The organism is Mesorhizobium metallidurans STM 2683 (genome assembly GCF_000350085.1).
Lineage (GTDB): Bacteria > Pseudomonadota > Alphaproteobacteria > Rhizobiales > Rhizobiaceae > Mesorhizobium > Mesorhizobium metallidurans.
Map to the genome: position 1 here is coordinate 103,560 of NZ_CAUM01000143.1, position 17,030 is coordinate 120,589.

Genomic DNA, 17,030 nt, shown 5'->3' on the forward strand with positions numbered 1-17,030 from the left:
ATGCTGCAACGCCCCGCCGCTGCCCCATTTTCGACACCTGGGTCTTCGACGCCCGGAGAACTCCGCAGGCGGGCGCACCGCGCCTGGTTGCTGTTTGCCACCATCGCCCTTGCGATCGCCGCAGCAGCGTTGTACGGCGCCGGCCTTTACGGCCGCACCGCCGAGATCGGCACATTGGCGGCGCAGGGGCGCACCGACGCCAATCTGAAGGTCGCGCTGCTGCGCGCCGTGCTGGAAAGCCCACGCGCGCTTCCCTTGCTCTTGTCGGAAGACCAGCAGGTGCGTGACGCGCTGTCACAGAAAAACGCCGCTGCGAGCGATGTGCTGAACCGCAAGCTCGAAGGGCTGGTCTCCGGCACCAAGGCGGCGGTTCTCTATGTCATCGGCGCCGACGGCTTCGCGATCGCCTCCAGCAACTGGCGCGAGCCGATCAGCTTCGTCGGCAACGATTACCGGTTCCGCGATTATTTCTCGGGCGCGATGCAGGCCGGAACCGCCGAATATTTCGCGCTCGGCAGCGTCAGCAAGCGTCCGGGCCTCTACATCTCGCGCCGCGTCGGCGATGCCGCCGCACCGCTTGGCGTCGTTGTCGTCAAGATGGAGTTCGACCAGCTCGAGGCCGACTGGCACGAGGCGAACCGCCCCGCCTATGTCAGCGACGAGCATGGCGTCGTGCTGATCACCAGCGTGCCGTCCTGGCGCTTCATGACATCGGCGCCGCTGGCCGAACCGACGCTTGCCGCTATCCGGGACAGCCAGCAGTTCGGCGACGCGCCGCTGGTGCCGTTGCCGATCACGCGCCCTGAGGCGCTGAGCCCCGATGTGTCGATCGTCCATGCCGTGACGCCCGGCGGCAGCGACGCGGAATATCTGCGCCTCTCGACGCCGGTTCCTTCGACGCCCTGGCGGCTCGACTATCTCGTCCCGGCAGAAGCGCCGGTCACTGCTGCGATCCGCGAAATGCGGCTTCTGGCGCTCGCTGTCGTCATTCCGCTGCTTGGTCTCGCCGCCTATCTCCTGTGGCGGCGGCAATCGGCACAAATGCGCATCGCCGCCGAACTGGCGGCGCGCGGCGAGCTCGAACGCCGCGTGATCGAACGGACCGAGGATCTGAGCCAGGCCCGCGACCGGCTGCAGGCCGAGATATCAGGCCACCGCGGCACCGAAGCAAAACTCCAGGTGGTGCAGCAGGAGTTGGTCCAGGCCAACCGTCTCGCCATCCTCGGTCAGGTCGCCGCCGGCGTCGCTCATGAGATCAACCAGCCGGTCGCCACCATCCGCGCCTATGCCGACAATGCCCGCACCTTCCTTGACCGCAAGCAGACGGCGCCCGCCGAGGAAAACCTCGGCGCCATCGCAGCGCTGACCGAACGCATCGGCACCATCACCGAGGAGTTGAAGGCCTTTGCCCGCAAGGGCCGCACCGCTGCCGAACCGGTCGAATTGCGCGGCGTCATCGAAGGCGCTGTCATGCTTTTGAAAAGCCGCTTTGCCGGCCGGCTCGACGCGCTGGCCCTCGACCTGCCGCCACCGACACTCAAGGTCATGGGCAACCGGATCCGGCTCGAACAGGTGCTGATCAACCTCTTCCAGAACGCGCTGGAAGCGCTGGACGGCCGCGACGACGCTCATGTGCGGGTTTCGGTCGAGGAGACGGCAAACGGCGTCATCGTCAGCGTGTCCGACAACGGGCCCGGCATCCCGCCCGCGATGCTGAAGTCGCTGTTCACGCCGTTCAACACCTCGAAGGAAAAAGGCCTTGGCCTCGGCCTCGTCATCTCGAAGGACATCGTCTTCGATTATGGCGGACGCATCGAGGTTGCGAGCGGCGACAGCGGCACAAGCTTCACCATCCATCTCTTGAAAGCAGCGCGGACGGCATGACGGATCACGACGCAGCGCCGGTCATCCTGATCGATGACGACAGCGATCTTCTCAAGGCCACCGCGCAGACGCTGGAGTTGGCCGGCTTTTCAGTCTCGGCCTTTGCGGTGGCGGCCGAAGCCCTGGCCAGGCTCGACGCCGGTTTTGCCGGCGTCGTGGTGTCGGATATCCGCATGCCCGAGATCGACGGCCTGCAATTGTTCGATCGCGTGCTGCGCCTGGATGCGGATATTCCCGTCATCCTCGTCACCGGGCACGGCGACATCGCGGTTGCCGTCAAGGCGATCAAGGACGGCGCCTATGACTTCATCACCAAACCCTTCGCCGCCGACCGGCTGGTGCAGAGCGTGAGGCGGGCCGCCGAAAAGCGCCGCCTGGTGATGGAGAACCGGGCCCTGCGCGAGGCGGCAGGAGAGGCGCAGGACGGCCTGCCGCTGATCGGCCAGACGCCGGCCATGGAGCGGTTGCGCCGCATGCTGCGGCAGATCGCCGACACCGATGTCGACGTGCTGGTGACCGGCGAGACCGGCTCCGGCAAGGAGGTGGTGGCGAGCCTGCTGCATCGCTGGAGCCGCCGCGCCAGGGGCAATTTCGTCGCGCTGAATTGCGGCACGCTGCCGGAAACCGTCATCGAGAGCGAATTGTTCGGCCATGAGGCGGGCGCCTTCACCGGTGCGCAGAAGAAGCGCATCGGCCGCATCGAGCATGCCAGCGGCGGCACGCTGTTCCTCGACGAGATCGAAAGCATGCCGGTCTCGACGCAGGTGCAGATGCTGCGCGTGCTGGAAATGCGCGAGGTCACGCCGCTCGGCACCAACGAAGTGCGGCCGGTGGATCTGCGCGTCGTTGCCGCCGCCAAGGTCGATCTTGGCGATGCGCGCCAGCGCGGCTCGTTCCGCGAAGATCTCTATTACAGGCTGAATGTGGTGACGATTTCGATCCCGCCGCTGCGCGAACGCCGCGACGACATCGCCTTGCTGTTCTTCTATTTCGCCGAGCGCGCCGCCGCCCGCTTCCGGCGCCCGGTGCCGGCTGTCCCGGCTTCGGTGCATCGCCACCTCAGGGAGCATGACTGGCCGGGCAATGTCCGGGAACTCGCGCATTTTTCCGAGCGTTTCGTGCTTGGACTGGAAGAAGAAACGCAGGCGCAATCCCCTGCCCCCGTTCAGCCGGACGCCGCCATGAAGCTGCCCGAGCGGCTGGAGCGCTATGAGGCCGACATCATCCGCGAAACGCTCGGCCGCAATGAAGGCGATGTCCGGCGCACGATCGAGGCGCTGGGCATCCCGCGCAAGACCTTCTACGACAAGCTCCAGCGCCACGGTATCGTGCGCAGCGAGTTTTCCAGATAAGGGCCGACAGGCCGGCGCTGCCCCTCATCTGCCTGCCGGCATCTTCTCACCGTAGAACGGGAAGAAGGACGCCCTCACCGAAGATCTTGCCAATCATCAACGTAGCAGAAAAAGCGCCGAGGTTGCAGCCAGCCCCCTTCTCCCCGTCACTACACGGGGAGAAGGTCCTGGCAGGGGGATGAGGGGCAGCGCCAACATCGGCGACTCTTCGCCACCAAGAAGCAGCCGCCCGGCGCGAACCCGATTCCTGTGTCCGCGATCATGCGTTAGTCTGGCCCCAACCGCAAACCGGACCGCCATCGCCATGATCGTCCAGACCTGCATCAATGGGGCGCGCAGCGCCGATTTCCACCCGCAACTGCCGCTTGATCCCAAAGCCATGGCGCGCGACGGCGCGGCCTGCGTGGCCGCTGGTGCAGCCGAGCTTCATGTCCATGCGCGCGGACCGGACGGCCGCGAAAGCCTGGCGCTGGCGGCAATGGACCCGACAATGCTCGCGCTCCGCCGCGCCTGCCCGGGGACGCTGATCGGTGTCTCCATCGGCGCCTGGATCGAGAACGACGAGGAGCGCACGCTGGCCGCGATCGCCGGCTGGGGCGAATTGCCCGACTATGCCTCGGTCAATCTGTCGGAACAGGCCGCCCCCGAAGTCATGGGGTGCCTGCGGCAACGCGGTGTCGGCATCGAGGCCGGGCTCGCCTCCGTCGCCGACGCCGAGCGCCTTGTTCGCCTCGACCATGGCAATCGCGTGCTGCGCATACTCATCGAGATTTCCGAGCAGGAGCTCGCCGCGGCATGGGCGGTCAGCGACGGCATCGAGGCGGTGCTTGACCGCGCCGGGATGCATCGCGCCATCCTGCTGCATGGCGAAAACGCCACGGTCTGGCCGTTCGTGCACCGGGCAGCACGGCGGAACTTGTCGACGCGCGTCGGGCTGGAGGACGGCAAGGCGCTTCCGGACGGAAGGGTGGCATCCGGCAACGCCGCACTGACAGCTGCAGCGGTGGCGATCTTCCGGGCCGGACGCTGACGGCAGATCCAGCGCGAGCTGATGCAAGCCGGACCCAGCACTCAAGCCTGATCCGTCGCGGAAGTCCGGACTTCCTGTTTGACCATGAGCCTTCCGAACCGGTCGTTTGGCATCGAGGCCGCCGCGTCGACGACTTCGGTAGGCAAAAAGGAGTAGCCTCTTGCTATTGTAAAAAATTCTCCATAGGCTGTTTTTAGATCAGAAAGAAAAATTCTTAAATTCTTTCAACTTATGAAAGCCTGAGCCTTGCGGGAACATCTCGATCAGACCGACCGGAGATTGGTCAAATTGTTGTCGCAGGATGCCCAGCCCGGCATCAATCGGCTCGCCGAGACGATGGCGATCTCGGTGCCTACGGTGCGCACGCGGCTGCGCAACCTGTTGGACCGAAACCTGCTCAAGATCGTCGGGCTGCTGAACCTGACCGAGCGCCCCGAGCTGATTTCGGCGATCGTCGGCATCAATGCGCAGGGGCGCGGCCGTGCTCGCGAGCTGGCGCAGCGCATTTCCGAACTGCCTTTCGTGAACTCGGCCGCCGTGGTCACCGGGCGCTTCGACATCATCGTCGATGTAACCGTGGCCGGCGATGTCGCCGATCTCTATCGCGTCACCAGCGAGTTGATCCCCGGTGCCGGTGAGCCGGGCGAAGTCGTGCGCAGCGAGACCTTCGTCGTCATGGCCTCCTGCAACAAATGGGTCAGCCTGCCGGAAGGCTGCTGGTCGGAAGACGTTGCGCGCAAGGGCACGCCATGAAGATCGCGGTGCTCGGCGGCCTCGGCCTGCAAGGCCGGGCGGCAATCGCCGATCTCGTCGCCAGCGACGGCGTCCAAGAAGTAGTCTGCGTCGATACCGCGCCGGACGGGGCGACCAGGCTTGGCGGCCTGACCGACCTTGCCCGCGTGCGTTTCGTCGTGCCCGAAGGCGCGATCGGCCCGGTGCTCGCCAAAGTGCTGGCGGATGTCGACGCCGTCATCGACCTGTTGCCGCAACCGCTGATGCGCGAGGCCGTGCAGGCGGCGATCGCGACGCGCACGCCACTGGTCACCACCAATTACGGCAAGGCCATCGCCGATATGGCGCCGGCGGCGGAAAAGGCCGGCGTTTCGATCATGACCGAATGCGGGCTCGACCCCGGCATCGACCTTGTCCTCTACACCCATGCCGCCCGGCAGTTCGACGCAATCACCGCGATCGATTCCTATTGCGGCGGCATCCCCGAGCCGAAGGCGATGGCCAAACCGCTGTGCTACAAGGTGAGCTGGAACTTCGACATGGTTCTGGTCAGCCAGAACCGCGACAGCGTGCTCATCGAGGATGGCAAGCGGGTCGAGGTTTCGGCCAGCCGCCAACACGCCAACCGCTTCATCCACGAAATCGAGGTCGCCGGGCTGGGCAGGCTGGAAGCCTTCCCCAATGGCGACGCGCCACACTATGTCGAGATGCTTGCCGCCGCCAGGGGGCTGCAGCGCTCCGGCCGCTATTCGCTGCGCTGGCCTGGCTGGTCTGCCTTCTGGGCGCCGCTCAAGGAGCTCGGCTTCCTTTCCGAGGACAAGGTGCCCGGCACGGGCGCCAGCCCCCGCGAATTTCTCGGCCGGCTGCTAGGACCTCAACTGCAATATGGCGCCGACGAGAAGGACCTGTGCGTGATGCGCAATGTCTTCTCTGGCACCGAAGGCGGCCGCAGCAAGACGGTGACCTCGGACCTGATCATCGAACGCGACCTCGCCTCCGGCCTGTTCGGCATGAGCCTCGGCGTCGGCTATCCCGCAAGCATCGTGGCGCAGATGCTGGCGCGCGGCGAAATCGCCACGCCCGGCCTGCTCAACCCGCTGCTGCATGTGCCCGACCGCCGCTTCCTCGACGAATTGGCCAGGCGCGGCATCCGGGTTACCGAAACGGTCGGCTGGGACTGAGGAGACAGATTTTCGAACGGTGGTCGCCGCCGGCAACGGCGCTGCCGCTCAAAAGGAGCCCAAAAGGGCGAAATAACAAGAGATAACAAGGAGGAATGCCCAATGAAGATTGCCAGGCTTTTCATCGCAGGACTTGCGCTCGCCGGCCTCACAGCCGCAGCCGGTGCTGGAACGCTCGACGACATCACCAAGCGCGGCGAACTACGCGTTGCGGTGCAGACGCAGGGACCGCCCTTCTCGCTGGTCGGTGCGGCCGGCGAACGCACCGGCAGCTCGGTCGAACTCGCCGAACTGATGGCCAAGGAAATGGGCGTCAAGATCACCTTCCTCGATTTCGACTGGGACGGGCTGATCCCGGCGCTGCTGTCGGGCAAGGCCGATCTTCTGGTCGCCGACATGACGCCGACGCTGGCGCGTGGCATGAAGGTCGCCTTCACCAAACCTTATATGTATACGGGCAGCACCGTCTTCACCAAGGCCGACAGCAAGTTCAAGACCACCGAGGACTGCAAGGCCAAAGGCACTAAGATTGCCGTGCTGCTTGGCGCCACCGGCGAGAAGGAAGCCAAGAACGCCTTCCCGGACGCCGACATAAAGAGCTACAAGGGCGGCGGCCCGCTGCTGCTCGACGCCGTCAATAACGGCCAGGCCGATTGCGGCGTCAATGACGTCTCGGCGGTGAAGGGCCAGTCGACCGCCTATCCGGCCGGCAGCTTCACCATCATGCCGGATCTGCTGTCGAAGGAGCCGCTGGCCTTCGCCACCCGCTATGACGAGCCGGACCTGCTGGTCTGGATGAACCTGTTCCTCGATCAGGTCAGCATCGACGGCCGCTTGCAGAAGAACCTCGACTATTGGGTCAATTCCGACGCCTGGAAGAAGGACCACTAAGCAGCGATAGATCCCAGCGGTTTCGCGCGCGTCTCGGCGGCGCGAAGCCGTCCGGAGTTCGCCTCGTCTGTCTCGGAATCCCACCCAGCGATGCTCGAAAACTTCAGCTTCCGCACCATCGTCGAATATCTGCCTTTATTCGGGCAGGGCCTCGTCACGACTGTGTGGTTGTCCCTCGTCTCCTTCGCCGGTGCGCTCGCCGTCGGCATCGTGCTCAGTGCCATGAACCTGCAGCGCGGCTGGCTGTTCCGCGTTCCGGCCAAGGCCTATATCGACACGGTGCGCGCCACGCCGCTGTTGGCGCAGCTCTATTTCCTCTATTTCGGCCTGCCCCGCCTTGGCTTCGTCCTGCCCGAGCTTGTCGTCGGCATCCTCGCTTTGTCGCTGAACAGTGGCGCCTACGTCGCCGAAATCATTCGCGCCGGCATCCTGTCGATCCCGCGCGGCCAGGTGGAAGCCGGCGTCGCCTCGGGGATGACCTATGTCCAGCGCATGCGACTGGTCATCCTGCCGCAGGCGTTCAAGGTGACGATCCCGCCGCTGCTCGGCCAGGCGATCGTGCTGGTCAAGGATTCCGCCCTTTTGTCGCTGATCTCGGTCGCCGAGCTGACACGCGCCGGCCAGCTGCTCGCCTCCGACCGCTTCATGCCGGCGGAAGGCTTCATCACCATCGCTGCCTTCTATCTCCTGCTCTACTACTGTCTCAAGGGACTGGCGGCACTGTCCGGGCGCTGGATCGGCCTGCAGCCGGCAAGGAGCAGCACATGATCTGGCAGCAGCTGCAAAGCCTCGCCGGCAGCTATCCCCTCGCCTTGCGCGGCCTCGGCGTGACCGTGGTGCTGTCGCTGATCAGCCTGGTGCTGGGCACGCTGCTCGGCTTTGGCCTCGGCATCCTGCGAACCGGCGGCAACCGCCTGATCAGCAGCGTGATCGGCGCCTGGGTCGACCTGATCCGCGGCACGCCGTTCCTGGTGCAGATTTTCCTGATCTTCTTCATCCTGCCGGAACTCGGCATAGAGCTCGACGCCTTCACCGCCGGCATCATCGCGCTGACCAATCTGGCCGCCTGCTTCATCTGCGAGATCGTCGCCGCCGGCATCCGCTCTGTGCCGACCGGCCAGGTCGAGGCGGCGCTGGCGTCCGGCCTGTCGCGCTGGCAGCGCATGCGCCAGGTGGTGCTGCCGCAGGCGATGCGCATCGTGCTGCCGCCGCTGGTCGGGCAATATGTGCTGCTCATCAAGGACTCCTCGGTCGTCTCGGCCATCGGCCTCACCGACCTCACCCGCGTCGGCTGGCTGGTGGTGCAGCGTGTGCCGAACGGGCTGCTTGTCTTCTTCCTCATCGGCCTCGGCTATTTCATCGTCTGCTATCCCCTGATCATGCTGGCGAGACGGCTGGAGCAGCGCATGGGCGCGGCCCATGGCGAGGTGCAGTTGTGACATCGAACCCCAAGGGTCAGGCAATATGACCAAAACCGGCATGATCGATTTTCGCGGTGTCAACAAATGGTTCGGCGCGCTCAATGTGCTGAAGGATATCACGCTGAGCGTCGAGCCGCGCGAGGTGGTCGTCGTCTGCGGCCCGAGCGGTTCGGGCAAGAGCACCTTGATCCGCTGCATCAACGGGCTGGAGACGATCCGCGACGGCGATCTGGTGGTCGACGGCCAGCGCCTCGGCGACCCCGCCACCAACATGACGCGGCTGCGGACGGAGATCGGCTTCGTCTTCCAGTCGTTCAACCTCTATCCGCACAAGACAGCGCTGGAGAACGTCACGCTCGCTCCCATCCATGTGCGCAAGATCCCGCGCACTGAAGCCGAGCAGGCCGGGCGCGATTTGCTCGCCAAGGTCGGCCTTGCCGACAAGGTCGACGCCTATCCCGCGCAACTGTCAGGCGGCCAGCAGCAGCGCGTGGCGATCGCCCGCTGCCTCGGCATGCGCCCCAAGATCATGCTCTTCGACGAACCGACCTCGGCGCTCGATCCCGAGATGATTTCGGAAGTGCTCGACGTCATGGTCGCGGTCGCCGAGGAAGGCATGACCATGATGGTGGTGACGCACGAAATGGGCTTTGCCCGCAAGGTCGCCCAGCGCGTGGTGTTCATGGATGCCGGCGCCATCGTCGAGAGCGGCACGCCCGATGAGTTCTTCTCCAACCCGAAGACCGACCGCAGCCGCGCTTTTCTGAGCAAGATCCTGCGGCATTAGTTGCCTGGTTTCGGCACTTCAGCCGAAGGTCGCCAACGGTTCGGCACGAACCTCGACCCACTGGCAGCGTCGGCTATCATGATAGAAGGACTGGAAGGGCTGCGGGAAAGACGGATCGGCAAAGGCGCCGACCGGGATGGCGATCAGGCCGGGCTGCGTGTCAATCCGGTAGTGGACGCTGGTGCCGCAGTCCGGGCAGAAATTGTAGGTGACGCGGCCGCCCTGCTCGCCAATGCGCGTGAACTCCACCGAACGTCCCTCGATCGAGACCTTGTGCTCGGGAAACCGCGCATTGAAGCTGAACGCGCTGCCGGTGCGCCGCTTGCAAGCCAGGCAGTGGCATACCGAAACCCGTACCGGTTCACCCGAACAGGTTGCGGAAAGCTGACCGCAGGAACATTCGGCGCGGCGTGACCATGGCTGGCTCCTCCTCGAAAATATCACTGCGTATCGGCGTGTGCCCTGAGCTCTGCCCGTTTCTCATCCGAGACGACGGCAAGATCCAGCACCTTCTGCAATTCGGCTGCATGGCGGAACGACGGCTCGGCCTGAATGCCACTCTGCACCGCATCGACAAAGCGCTGGTAGTTGGTCGGCACCGAGCCGGGATCGAGGGCCTGCCATTTGGCGTTCTCGATGTCCTCGCCTGTGCACGCTTTCAGCTCCGAGCCGTTCAGATTGTGCACGACTTCGATGCCGCCTTTGTCGCCATAGATGCGCAGCCGCAATTCATTGAGATGGCCGGTCGCCCAGCGGCTGGCATGCACCATGCCGAACGCGCCGTTGGAGAAATCCAGCGCCATGGCGAAGCTGTCATTGGCGTCGAGGTCGTATTCGCCGATCCGGTTGCCGGGCGCCTTGTCGAAGGTTCTCAGCCGGCAGAACACATGATCGATGTCGAGTGCGGCGCCATAGCTGGCGAAATCGAGGATGTGGATGCCGACATCGCCCAGCACGCCATTGGAGCCGTGGCCGCGCGACAGGCGCCACAGCCATTTCGGATCGGTTCGCCAGTCGCCCCAGAACCTGGACACCAGCCAGCTCTGCAGATAGGACGCCTCGACATGTCGGACCTGGCCGATCTCGCCGGCCAGCACCATGGCGCGCGCCTTCTGCAGCGCCGCCACATTGCGATAGGTCAGGTTGACCATGTTGATGATGCCGGCCCGCTCGGCGGCATCGGCCATCTCGCTGGCCTTCTCGAAGTTTTCGGCCAGCGGCTTTTCGCACAGCACCGGCTTGCCCGCCGCGACCAGCATCATCGTGGTCGGATGGTGGATGCGATCCGGCGTCACGTTGGCCGCAGCATCGAACGCACCCCACGCCAGCGCATCCTCCAGCGAGGTGAACCGGTTGGGAATGCCGTGGCTGTCGGAAAATTCGTCGACACGCTTCTTGTCGACATCGACGGCGCCGACCAGTTCGGCGCCATCGATCTTGCCGAACTGCCGGGCGTGCTCCTGCGCCATCCAGCCGGTGCCCAGTATCAAAAGACGCATTTTCTTACCCTCAACGAAAGCCGGCTTCGCCGGCGGCATGAAGCTTGCCGCCGCGCTCGACGATCGGCTCGAGCGCCTTTTCCACCGGCACGTTCGGCGCATCGAGGATGGCCGGATTGGCGCCTTGCGGGTTGTGCGCCCATTTCACCGCATTGCGCAGCACCTTGTGGACGTTGGCGTCGTGATAGGTCGGGTAGGTCTCGTGCCCCGGCCTGAAATAAAAGATGTTGCCGGCGCCCCGGCGATATGTCAGCCCCGACCGGAACACTTCGCCGCCCTGGAACCAGGAGATGAAAACCGTCTCCAGCGGCTCCGGCACGGCGAACTGCTCGCCATACATTTCTTCGTTTTCGAGCTCGAAATATTCGCCGATCCCGGCGGCGATCGGATGGCTGGGACTGGTCACCCAGAGCCGCTCGCGCTCGCCGGCCTCGCGCCATTTCAGCGTGCACGGCGTGCCCATCAGCCTCTTGAAGATTTTTGAGAAATGGCCGGAATGGAGAATGATCAGCCCCATGCCTTCGAAGACGCGGCGCGCCACGCGCTCGACGATTTCGTCGGCGACCGCGCCATGGTCCTTATGCCCCCACCACACAAGCACATCGGTTTCCGCCAGGCGGTCGGCCGGCAGGCCGTGTTCAGGCTGCTCGAGCGTCGCGGTCGAGGCGGAGATCGCCTTGTCGGAATTCAGCGCCTTGGCGATCGTCGCGTGCATGCCCTCGGGGTAAATGCCCGCGACCACCTCGTTGGTCCGCTCATGGATATTCTCGCCCCAGACGACAGCGCGTATTGTCATGACAACCTCTTGGTGAAACCGGAGCCGACCCGCCCCGGCCAGTCATAGTCCGCCCGGCCGGGAATGAAAACGGTTTCAGTGGCGGCTGCTGACAATCGGGGGGAACGTCATACCGAAGAATGTAGTAGAACAGAATGAAAGCCGTTCTGTAGCGATCCTTCGCACCCCCTCTGTCCCCTCCGACGTTAGAGGTTTGCGCCCGGCGCCTAAGCCCCTCGCCCGTCCTGGGCGGCTCGCGTCAGCGGCTCGTTCAGGCGCGGCACCACGACCAGGCGCTTGATCTTGCCCTTCTTGTAGGCGGCGAGGAAGCGGGCATAGTCCCTGAAAACGGCGCAGCCATTGGATTCGGCCGCCCGCCGCGCAGGCAAGGTCTGGCAAGTGAACCGGATATCGCAATCGAAAACCTCAGCGGGAACGGCAACGGCAATTATTCGCGCGCCTGCGGCGGCAGTGAGTAGCACAGCTTGACCTTCCAGCTACTGGAGCCCTTAGATTAATTGGGAAGGTGGTCGGATGACACATCCATCGGCTCTGATACGGGGAGACAGCAGATGCATCGACGCGGTTTTCTAGCGGCAGGTCTTGCGACCGTTTTTGCGAGCCGGCCCGCTTTCGCTCAAATGAAGATGGATGACATGTCCGGCATGGGCCACGACATGGCCGCGCCGCCGCAGAGCGCTGTCGCGCTGCCCGAAGGAGAAGCACTTCGCGACTTGTCCCGCCTCGCTAACGAAGCCAGCACGCCTGGCCTGTTCAGGGCGAAGCTGACGGCTGAGTCCGCTACGATGCGTTTTGCGGAAGGGCTGGACACGCCGATCCTCGGCTATAACGGCACCAGCCCCGGGCCACTGATCGAGGCGGTCGAGGGCGACCGCGTCGAGATCACCTTCGCCAACCGCATCCCGGACGAGGCGAGCACCATCCATTGGCACGGCATGCCCGTGCCGGCCGATCAGGACGGCAATCCGATGGACCCGGTCGCGACGGGCATCGATCGCACCTACAGCTTCGACCTGCCCGAAGGCAGCGCCGGCTCCTACTGGTATCACCCGCATCCGCACGGCAAGACGGCCGAGCAGGTCTATCGCGGCCTTGCCGGCGCATTCGTGGTCAAGCCGAAGGTCGATCCGATTCCGGCCGCCTATGGAGATACCGTGCTGGTATTCACCGACCTACGCCTTGCGGCCGATGGCACCTTGCCCGGCAATACGATGGTTGACCTGATGAACGGGCGCGTCGGCGACCATGTGCTGGTCAACGGACAGAAGAATCCCGCGCTAACAGTCCCCTTTGGCACGAAGCGGCGTTTCCGGCTTTACAATGCGACGAACGCGCGCTTCTTGCGACTCTCCTTTGACGGCGCGCCCATCACAATCATCGGAACGGATGGCGGCCTGCTGGAGGCGCCGGTCGCAGCCGACGACATCCTGCTCAGCCCGGCGGAACGCCTCGACCTGATTGTCTCCTTCGACAAGCCCGGGCCGGTCACGCTGTACACGCTCGACTACGATCGCGGCTGGATGGGTGCCGGCCGACCTGCCGATGCCGGCCTGACACTGCTCACCGCCCATGTGTCGCAGACGCCGGCCGAACCGGTCCCGCCGCTGCCGGACATGCTGCGGCCGATCGCGCGGCTTGATGCGCCCTCGGTCAGCCGGCGCTTCGTTTTCACCGAAACCATGGCCATGAATGCCAACGGCATGGAGATGGGGTTCCTGATCAACGGCGCTACCTTCGATATGAACCGTGTCGATACCGTCGCCAAGGCAGGCGAGGTCGAGCTTTGGGAGATCGTCAACAAGGCGGACATGGACCATCCCTTCCATGTGCATGGCACGCAGTTCCAGGTGGTCGAGTACGAACGCGGCGGCAAGGTCAGGAAACCGGCCTACCGGGCCTGGAAGGACACGGTGAACGTGGCGCGCGGCGAGACGGTGCGGCTCTTGCTACGGCAGGACCGGCCGGGGCCGCGCATGTATCACTGCCATATCCTCGAGCACGAGCAGCTCGGCATGATGGGCATCGTCGACGTGCAAGCCTGAGGAGACTTTCTACCATGAACATCGGCATCGCATCCGAAAAAACCGGCCTGCCATCCAAGACGATCCGCTACTACGAGGATATAGGTCTTGTGCGCCCGGCCCGGACGGACAATGGCTATCGCGACTATTCGGCCTCCGACATTCATCGCCTGAAATTTCTACAACGCTCGCGCAGCCTTGGCTTTTCCGTCGACGAATGCCGCCAGTTGCTGTCGCTTTACCAGGACAGGGCCCGCGACAGCGCGGACGTCAAGGCCATTGCCGAAGCCAGGCTGGTGGAGATCGACAGGAAGATCGCCGAACTCAACGGCTTGCGCCATCTGCTGCATCACCTGGTCGAGCACTGCCATGGCAACGACAGGCCGGATTGCCCGATCATCGACGAGCTGGCGGGAGAAGGCCTGGTCCAGTGAAATGGGCTGCCGCGGCGCTCTCGCTTGCCTGCGCGTCTTCAGAGTCAAGGCACGCCAGGCTTCGATGAAGGAGATGGCCGCCGCCGCGAAAACCATTGCCGGAATGTTCGACGGCAGACAGGCCTATGACGCCGCGGCCTTCAAGGCGGTGGCCGAGACCATCCGCGCCCGCACCGGCCCTGCCCTGATCGCGGAATTTCCCAGCGCGACATTGGGCGCGCCTTCAGGCGCCAGGTTGGAAATTGAACAAGCCCGTGCGGAATTCGAGGCGCTGGCAAATCACATGGGGACGCTGGCCGAGGCACTGGCCGCCAAGGCCAGGCAGGCACCGGTCGGCATCACCAGCGATATGAGAATGGGTTCCGGCCCGGCGATGGGCGGCGGCAGCCTGCTCGGCAAACGGCCGGCGGCGGAGGCCGATCCCGCCAAACTTCCAGCCGAGCACCTCCTGCATCTCATCCTGCAGAATTGCTCAAGCTGTCATTCGAAGTTCCGGCAAAAGGTCCGGTAACAGCCCGCCATCCGAACCGGCCCGCGCTTCTACTGTCAGAGGCGCGGGCGTTGCATCATGCGCCCAGCCTACGCGGCCTGCAGTTTTTCCTTCGGCCGCAGATTCTGGTTCATGCGGAACAGGTTCAGCGGGTCGTAGCGCTGCTTTATCTCCACAAGCCGCCGATAGTTGCCGCCATAGGCCGCTTCGACCCGATCCGCCTCGTCCTCGGGCATGAAATTCACATAGGCCGTGCCGGCGGCATAGGGCCTGGTCGCCTCGTAGATACCGCGGGCCCAATCGATGCAGGCCTTATCCATTTTCGGTTCGCGCCAGCGCGCGTGGACATTCATGACGAAATGCGCGCTGCGTTGCGGGAACGCCGTTTCGTCGGCTTTCACCCGGCCCGCCGCACCGCCGACATGGCCGATGAATATTTCGCACTCTGGCCCCGGAAGCTTTGCTATCGCTGATGTGACGACCTCGATCGCGCTATCGGAAAGTCCGGTGAAATCATGGCTCTTCCAATAGTTGCGGGCGCCTGACGTAAGCAACGGATCGAATGCCTGCTGCCAGCCGGTGAGCGGATTGGGACCGACGACATCGACGATCGGCGTGCCGATGGCGCGAAGCCTTTTCGTCGCTCTCTTTCCCTCCTGAAGGTCGCCGCAGTAGCACATGGCCAGAACCAGAACCTCCTTGCCGTGCCATTCGGCCGGTAGGAAGGGCAGTGGCGGCGCCTGCCGCATGACCACCCAGCAGGTCAGTTCGTCCGGCGCCAACTCAAGCGCGTCACGATATTCCCGCAGCACCGCTTGGGCATCGGCGAAAGGATGAACGACAAGCCCCGACAGAACCTGGGGACCGACCCGGTGAAGCTTGAACTCAAAAGCCGTGACGATGCCGAAATTGCCGCCGCCGCCGCGCAGCGCCCAGAACATGTCCGGATTCTCGGTCTGGCTGGCGCGCAGCAGCTTGCCGTCGGCGGTCACCACATCGGCGCTGAGAAGATTGTCGATGGTCAGGCCGAATTTCCGCGTCAGCCAGCCGAAGCCGCCGCCCAGCGTCAGGCCGGATATGCCGGTGGTCGAGTTGATGCCGGTCGGTATCGCCAGTTCGAAAGCCTGTGTTTCCTGGTCGACATCGGCAAGCGTCGCCCCGGGCTCCACCCACACCCGCCGCGTCGGCGGATCGACCCGCACCGATTTCATCGGCGAAAGATCGATCATCAGGCCGCCGTCGCAGACGGCGCTGCCGGCAATGTTGTGGCCGCCGCCGCGAACCGCGACGAGAAGCCGGTTTTCCCTGGCGAAATTCACGGCCGCGATAACGTCGGCGGCGCCGGCGCAGCGCACGATCAGCCCCGGCCGCCGGTCGATCATGGCATTCCAGATGCTGCGTGCCTCGTCATAGGCGCCATCGCCCTCCCTCAGCACCGTGCCGCGTAACTGCGTCGAAAGCGCCTCCAGGGCCGCGGCATCGATCGTCGTCTTGCCGCGTTCGAGTGTAGTGAGGCTCATGCTGTTCATGATTTCCTCCCGCTTTGCTTATGAGCCATTCTCCCGCCGTCCAACTCGGAAGTGTGCGCTTATATTAGGGATATCGCAAGTTCTGGACAGCTTGCGGCTGCGGGCTCTCAGTATCCCGGCCCGGTGCCCAATTCGCTGCGGCGCCAGGCGGCCGGCGAGATTCCCACCGAGCGCTTGAACTCCCGCCCGAAATGATAGACGTCGCAGAAGCCGCAGGCCTCGGCGATTTCGGCCAGCGGCTGGTCGCTCTGCACCAGCAGCGATTGCGCCTGCATCAGCCGCTCGCGCATCAGCCATTGATGCGGGCTCGTGCGCAGATGCTTCTGGAACAGCCGCCGGATCTGCGAAGGGCCAAGGCCGGTAACAGAGAACAGATCCGGCGCGCTCCAGGCGAATCCGGGTTCGCCACGCATCGCGTCCACGGCGGCGGCCAGTGCCTTCGGCAGATCGTCGGTGCCGGTGCCGGCCAGCGCGCGGTCGACCAGAAGCACGAATTCGGCGACCAGTTGGTTGAGCCTGAGATCGAGACTGGCGTCGCGTCGCCGCAGCGCCGAAAACAGCCGCTCGAACCAGGGCACCGGGTTCACTGCGTCGGTGAACACGGTCCGCAAGCTGCCCTCGCCGAACAGCTTGCGGCGCAGGATCGCCGGGTCCGGCCCGTCGAGCCTGAACCAGAGCAGGCTCCACGGGTCGTGCTCGTCGGCGGCATGGACATGCGGCGCCTCGTTCGCCATCCACACCAGTTGACCCGGGCGTACCTCCAGCCGCTGCCCCAGCGTTTCGACGACGCCGCGGCCCGACAGGCAGTAGAGGATGTCCTGGCCGGGATAGGCCGCGCGTTCTATCCGGTAATCCGGCGCCGCGGCGACCTTGCCGGCGCGCAGAACGCTGAACGCCGTGCGCGTCCAGCCGGCGGCCGGCACATAGTGGAAACTCTCGAGAACCGACGTTCTTGCCTTCATGCGTGTTTTATACAAAAACTG

General features: G+C 64.6%; 18 protein-coding genes. 12 read left to right on the plus strand and 6 right to left on the minus strand.

Annotated elements, in window-relative coordinates; translation table 11 throughout:
- From MESS2_RS24010 to MESS2_RS24050, 9 genes are all read left to right on the plus strand, one after another.
- Complete coding sequence (locus MESS2_RS24010) at nt 1-1,884, plus strand: sensor histidine kinase (RefSeq protein ID WP_008877110.1); 1,884 nt, start codon at nt 1-3, stop codon at nt 1,882-1,884.
- Nucleotides 1,881-3,236: a sigma-54-dependent transcriptional regulator gene (locus tag MESS2_RS24015; RefSeq protein ID WP_008877111.1), complete on the plus strand. Its 1,356-nt coding sequence runs from the start codon at nt 1,881-1,883 to the stop codon at nt 3,234-3,236. Before MESS2_RS24010 ends, MESS2_RS24015 begins: the two co-directional genes overlap by 4 nt.
- A 304-nt stretch (nt 3,237-3,540) precedes the next feature.
- Entirely contained in the window at nt 3,541-4,266 is a 726-nt protein-coding gene (locus MESS2_RS24020; protein WP_008877112.1) for a 3-keto-5-aminohexanoate cleavage protein, read from the plus strand.
- A gap of 246 nt (nt 4,267-4,512) precedes the next feature.
- Nucleotides 4,513-5,019: an Lrp/AsnC family transcriptional regulator gene (locus MESS2_RS24025; RefSeq protein ID WP_008877113.1), complete on the plus strand. Its 507-nt coding sequence runs from the start codon at nt 4,513-4,515 to the stop codon at nt 5,017-5,019.
- Nucleotides 5,016-6,179 (plus strand): saccharopine dehydrogenase family protein, encoded by a 1,164-nt coding sequence (locus MESS2_RS24030; protein ID WP_008877114.1) that lies wholly within the window; start codon nt 5,016-5,018, stop codon nt 6,177-6,179. Before MESS2_RS24025 ends, MESS2_RS24030 begins: the two co-directional genes overlap by 4 nt.
- Before the next feature lie 102 nt (nt 6,180-6,281).
- Nucleotides 6,282-7,070 (plus strand): ABC transporter substrate-binding protein, encoded by a 789-nt coding sequence (locus MESS2_RS24035; RefSeq protein WP_008877115.1) that lies wholly within the window; start codon nt 6,282-6,284, stop codon nt 7,068-7,070.
- A 90-nt stretch (nt 7,071-7,160) separates the two neighbouring features.
- Nucleotides 7,161-7,838, plus strand: coding sequence for an amino acid ABC transporter permease (locus MESS2_RS24040; protein ID WP_008877116.1), 678 nt, complete (start codon nt 7,161-7,163; stop codon nt 7,836-7,838).
- On the plus strand, nt 7,835-8,509 hold the full coding sequence (locus MESS2_RS24045; RefSeq protein WP_008877117.1) for an amino acid ABC transporter permease: 675 nt from the start codon (nt 7,835-7,837) through the stop codon (nt 8,507-8,509). The genes MESS2_RS24040 and MESS2_RS24045 overlap by 4 nt, the downstream gene beginning before the upstream one ends.
- Before the next feature lie 25 nt (nt 8,510-8,534).
- The gene (locus MESS2_RS24050; RefSeq protein WP_008877118.1) at nt 8,535-9,278 is read left to right on the plus strand and encodes an amino acid ABC transporter ATP-binding protein; all 744 of its coding nucleotides are present in this window, start codon (nt 8,535-8,537) and stop codon (nt 9,276-9,278) included.
- A gap of 18 nt (nt 9,279-9,296) precedes the next feature.
- Here the strand turns inward: MESS2_RS24050 and MESS2_RS24055 are convergent, their stop codons facing one another.
- The 4 genes from MESS2_RS24055 to MESS2_RS33085 all read right to left on the minus strand — a co-directional run bounded on the left by MESS2_RS24055 (nt 9,297) and on the right by MESS2_RS33085 (nt 12,034).
- Nucleotides 9,297-9,722, minus strand: coding sequence for a GFA family protein (locus MESS2_RS24055; RefSeq protein ID WP_244440072.1), 426 nt, complete (start codon nt 9,720-9,722; stop codon nt 9,297-9,299).
- On the minus strand, nt 9,719-10,777 hold the full coding sequence (locus MESS2_RS24060) for a Gfo/Idh/MocA family protein (protein ID WP_008877120.1): 1,059 nt from the start codon (nt 10,775-10,777) through the stop codon (nt 9,719-9,721). Before MESS2_RS24060 ends, MESS2_RS24055 begins: the two co-directional genes overlap by 4 nt.
- Nucleotides 10,778-10,787: 10 nt before the next feature.
- Nucleotides 10,788-11,573 (minus strand): ThuA domain-containing protein, encoded by a 786-nt coding sequence (locus MESS2_RS24065; RefSeq protein WP_008877121.1) that lies wholly within the window; start codon nt 11,571-11,573, stop codon nt 10,788-10,790.
- Nucleotides 11,574-11,779: 206 nt separating this feature from the next.
- On the minus strand, nt 11,780-12,034 hold the full coding sequence (locus MESS2_RS33085; protein WP_008877122.1) for a hypothetical protein: 255 nt from the start codon (nt 12,032-12,034) through the stop codon (nt 11,780-11,782).
- Between the two features lie 174 nt (nt 12,035-12,208).
- Here MESS2_RS33085 and MESS2_RS24070 point away from each other — a divergent pair, with 174 nt between their 5' ends.
- Genes MESS2_RS24070 through MESS2_RS24080 form a run of 3 tightly spaced genes read left to right on the plus strand, consistent with a single transcriptional unit; the run spans nt 12,209 to nt 14,539 of the window.
- On the plus strand, nt 12,209-13,615 hold the full coding sequence (locus MESS2_RS24070; protein ID WP_244440073.1) for a multicopper oxidase family protein: 1,407 nt from the start codon (nt 12,209-12,211) through the stop codon (nt 13,613-13,615).
- 14 nt (nt 13,616-13,629) lie between these two features.
- Nucleotides 13,630-14,028, plus strand: coding sequence for a Cu(I)-responsive transcriptional regulator (gene cueR, locus MESS2_RS24075; RefSeq protein WP_008877124.1), 399 nt, complete (start codon nt 13,630-13,632; stop codon nt 14,026-14,028).
- 1 nt (nt 14,029) lies between these two features.
- Entirely contained in the window at nt 14,030-14,539 is a 510-nt protein-coding gene (locus MESS2_RS24080; protein WP_008877125.1) for a cytochrome c, read from the plus strand.
- 68 nt (nt 14,540-14,607) lie between these two features.
- Here the strand turns inward: MESS2_RS24080 and MESS2_RS24085 are convergent, their stop codons facing one another.
- Entirely contained in the window at nt 14,608-16,047 is a 1,440-nt protein-coding gene (locus MESS2_RS24085) for an FAD-binding oxidoreductase (protein WP_008877126.1), read from the minus strand.
- Between the two features lie 107 nt (nt 16,048-16,154).
- Nucleotides 16,155-17,009, minus strand: a complete 855-nt coding sequence (locus MESS2_RS24090) for a helix-turn-helix domain-containing protein (protein ID WP_244440075.1) — start codon at nt 17,007-17,009, stop codon at nt 16,155-16,157.
- Nucleotides 17,010-17,030 lie beyond the last annotated feature (21 nt).

Bases quoted from the DNA above. Each gene is read 5' to 3' on its own strand.
- MESS2_RS24080 (WP_008877125.1), top strand. From the start codon at position 14,030: ATGGGCTGCCGCGGCGCTCTCGCTTGCCTGCGCGTCTTCAGAGTCAAG.
- MESS2_RS24015 (WP_008877111.1), top strand. From the start codon at position 1,881: ATGACGGATCACGACGCAGCGCCGGTCATCCTGATCGATGACGACAGC.
- cueR (WP_008877124.1), top strand. From the start codon at position 13,630: ATGAACATCGGCATCGCATCCGAAAAAACCGGCCTGCCATCCAAGACG.
- MESS2_RS24020 (WP_008877112.1), top strand. From the start codon at position 3,541: ATGATCGTCCAGACCTGCATCAATGGGGCGCGCAGCGCCGATTTCCAC.
- MESS2_RS24065 (WP_008877121.1), bottom strand. From the start codon at position 11,573: ATGACAATACGCGCTGTCGTCTGGGGCGAGAATATCCATGAGCGGACC.
- MESS2_RS24060 (WP_008877120.1), bottom strand. From the start codon at position 10,777: ATGCGTCTTTTGATACTGGGCACCGGCTGGATGGCGCAGGAGCACGCC.
- MESS2_RS24035 (WP_008877115.1), top strand. From the start codon at position 6,282: ATGAAGATTGCCAGGCTTTTCATCGCAGGACTTGCGCTCGCCGGCCTC.
- MESS2_RS24070 (WP_244440073.1), top strand. From the start codon at position 12,209: ATGTCCGGCATGGGCCACGACATGGCCGCGCCGCCGCAGAGCGCTGTC.
- MESS2_RS24040 (WP_008877116.1), top strand. From the start codon at position 7,161: ATGCTCGAAAACTTCAGCTTCCGCACCATCGTCGAATATCTGCCTTTA.
- MESS2_RS24010 (WP_008877110.1), top strand. From the start codon at position 1: ATGCTGCAACGCCCCGCCGCTGCCCCATTTTCGACACCTGGGTCTTCG.
- MESS2_RS24085 (WP_008877126.1), bottom strand. From the start codon at position 16,047: ATGAACAGCATGAGCCTCACTACACTCGAACGCGGCAAGACGACGATC.
- MESS2_RS24050 (WP_008877118.1), top strand. From the start codon at position 8,535: ATGACCAAAACCGGCATGATCGATTTTCGCGGTGTCAACAAATGGTTC.
- MESS2_RS24090 (WP_244440075.1), bottom strand. From the start codon at position 17,009: ATGAAGGCAAGAACGTCGGTTCTCGAGAGTTTCCACTATGTGCCGGCC.
- MESS2_RS24030 (WP_008877114.1), top strand. From the start codon at position 5,016: ATGAAGATCGCGGTGCTCGGCGGCCTCGGCCTGCAAGGCCGGGCGGCA.
- MESS2_RS24045 (WP_008877117.1), top strand. From the start codon at position 7,835: ATGATCTGGCAGCAGCTGCAAAGCCTCGCCGGCAGCTATCCCCTCGCC.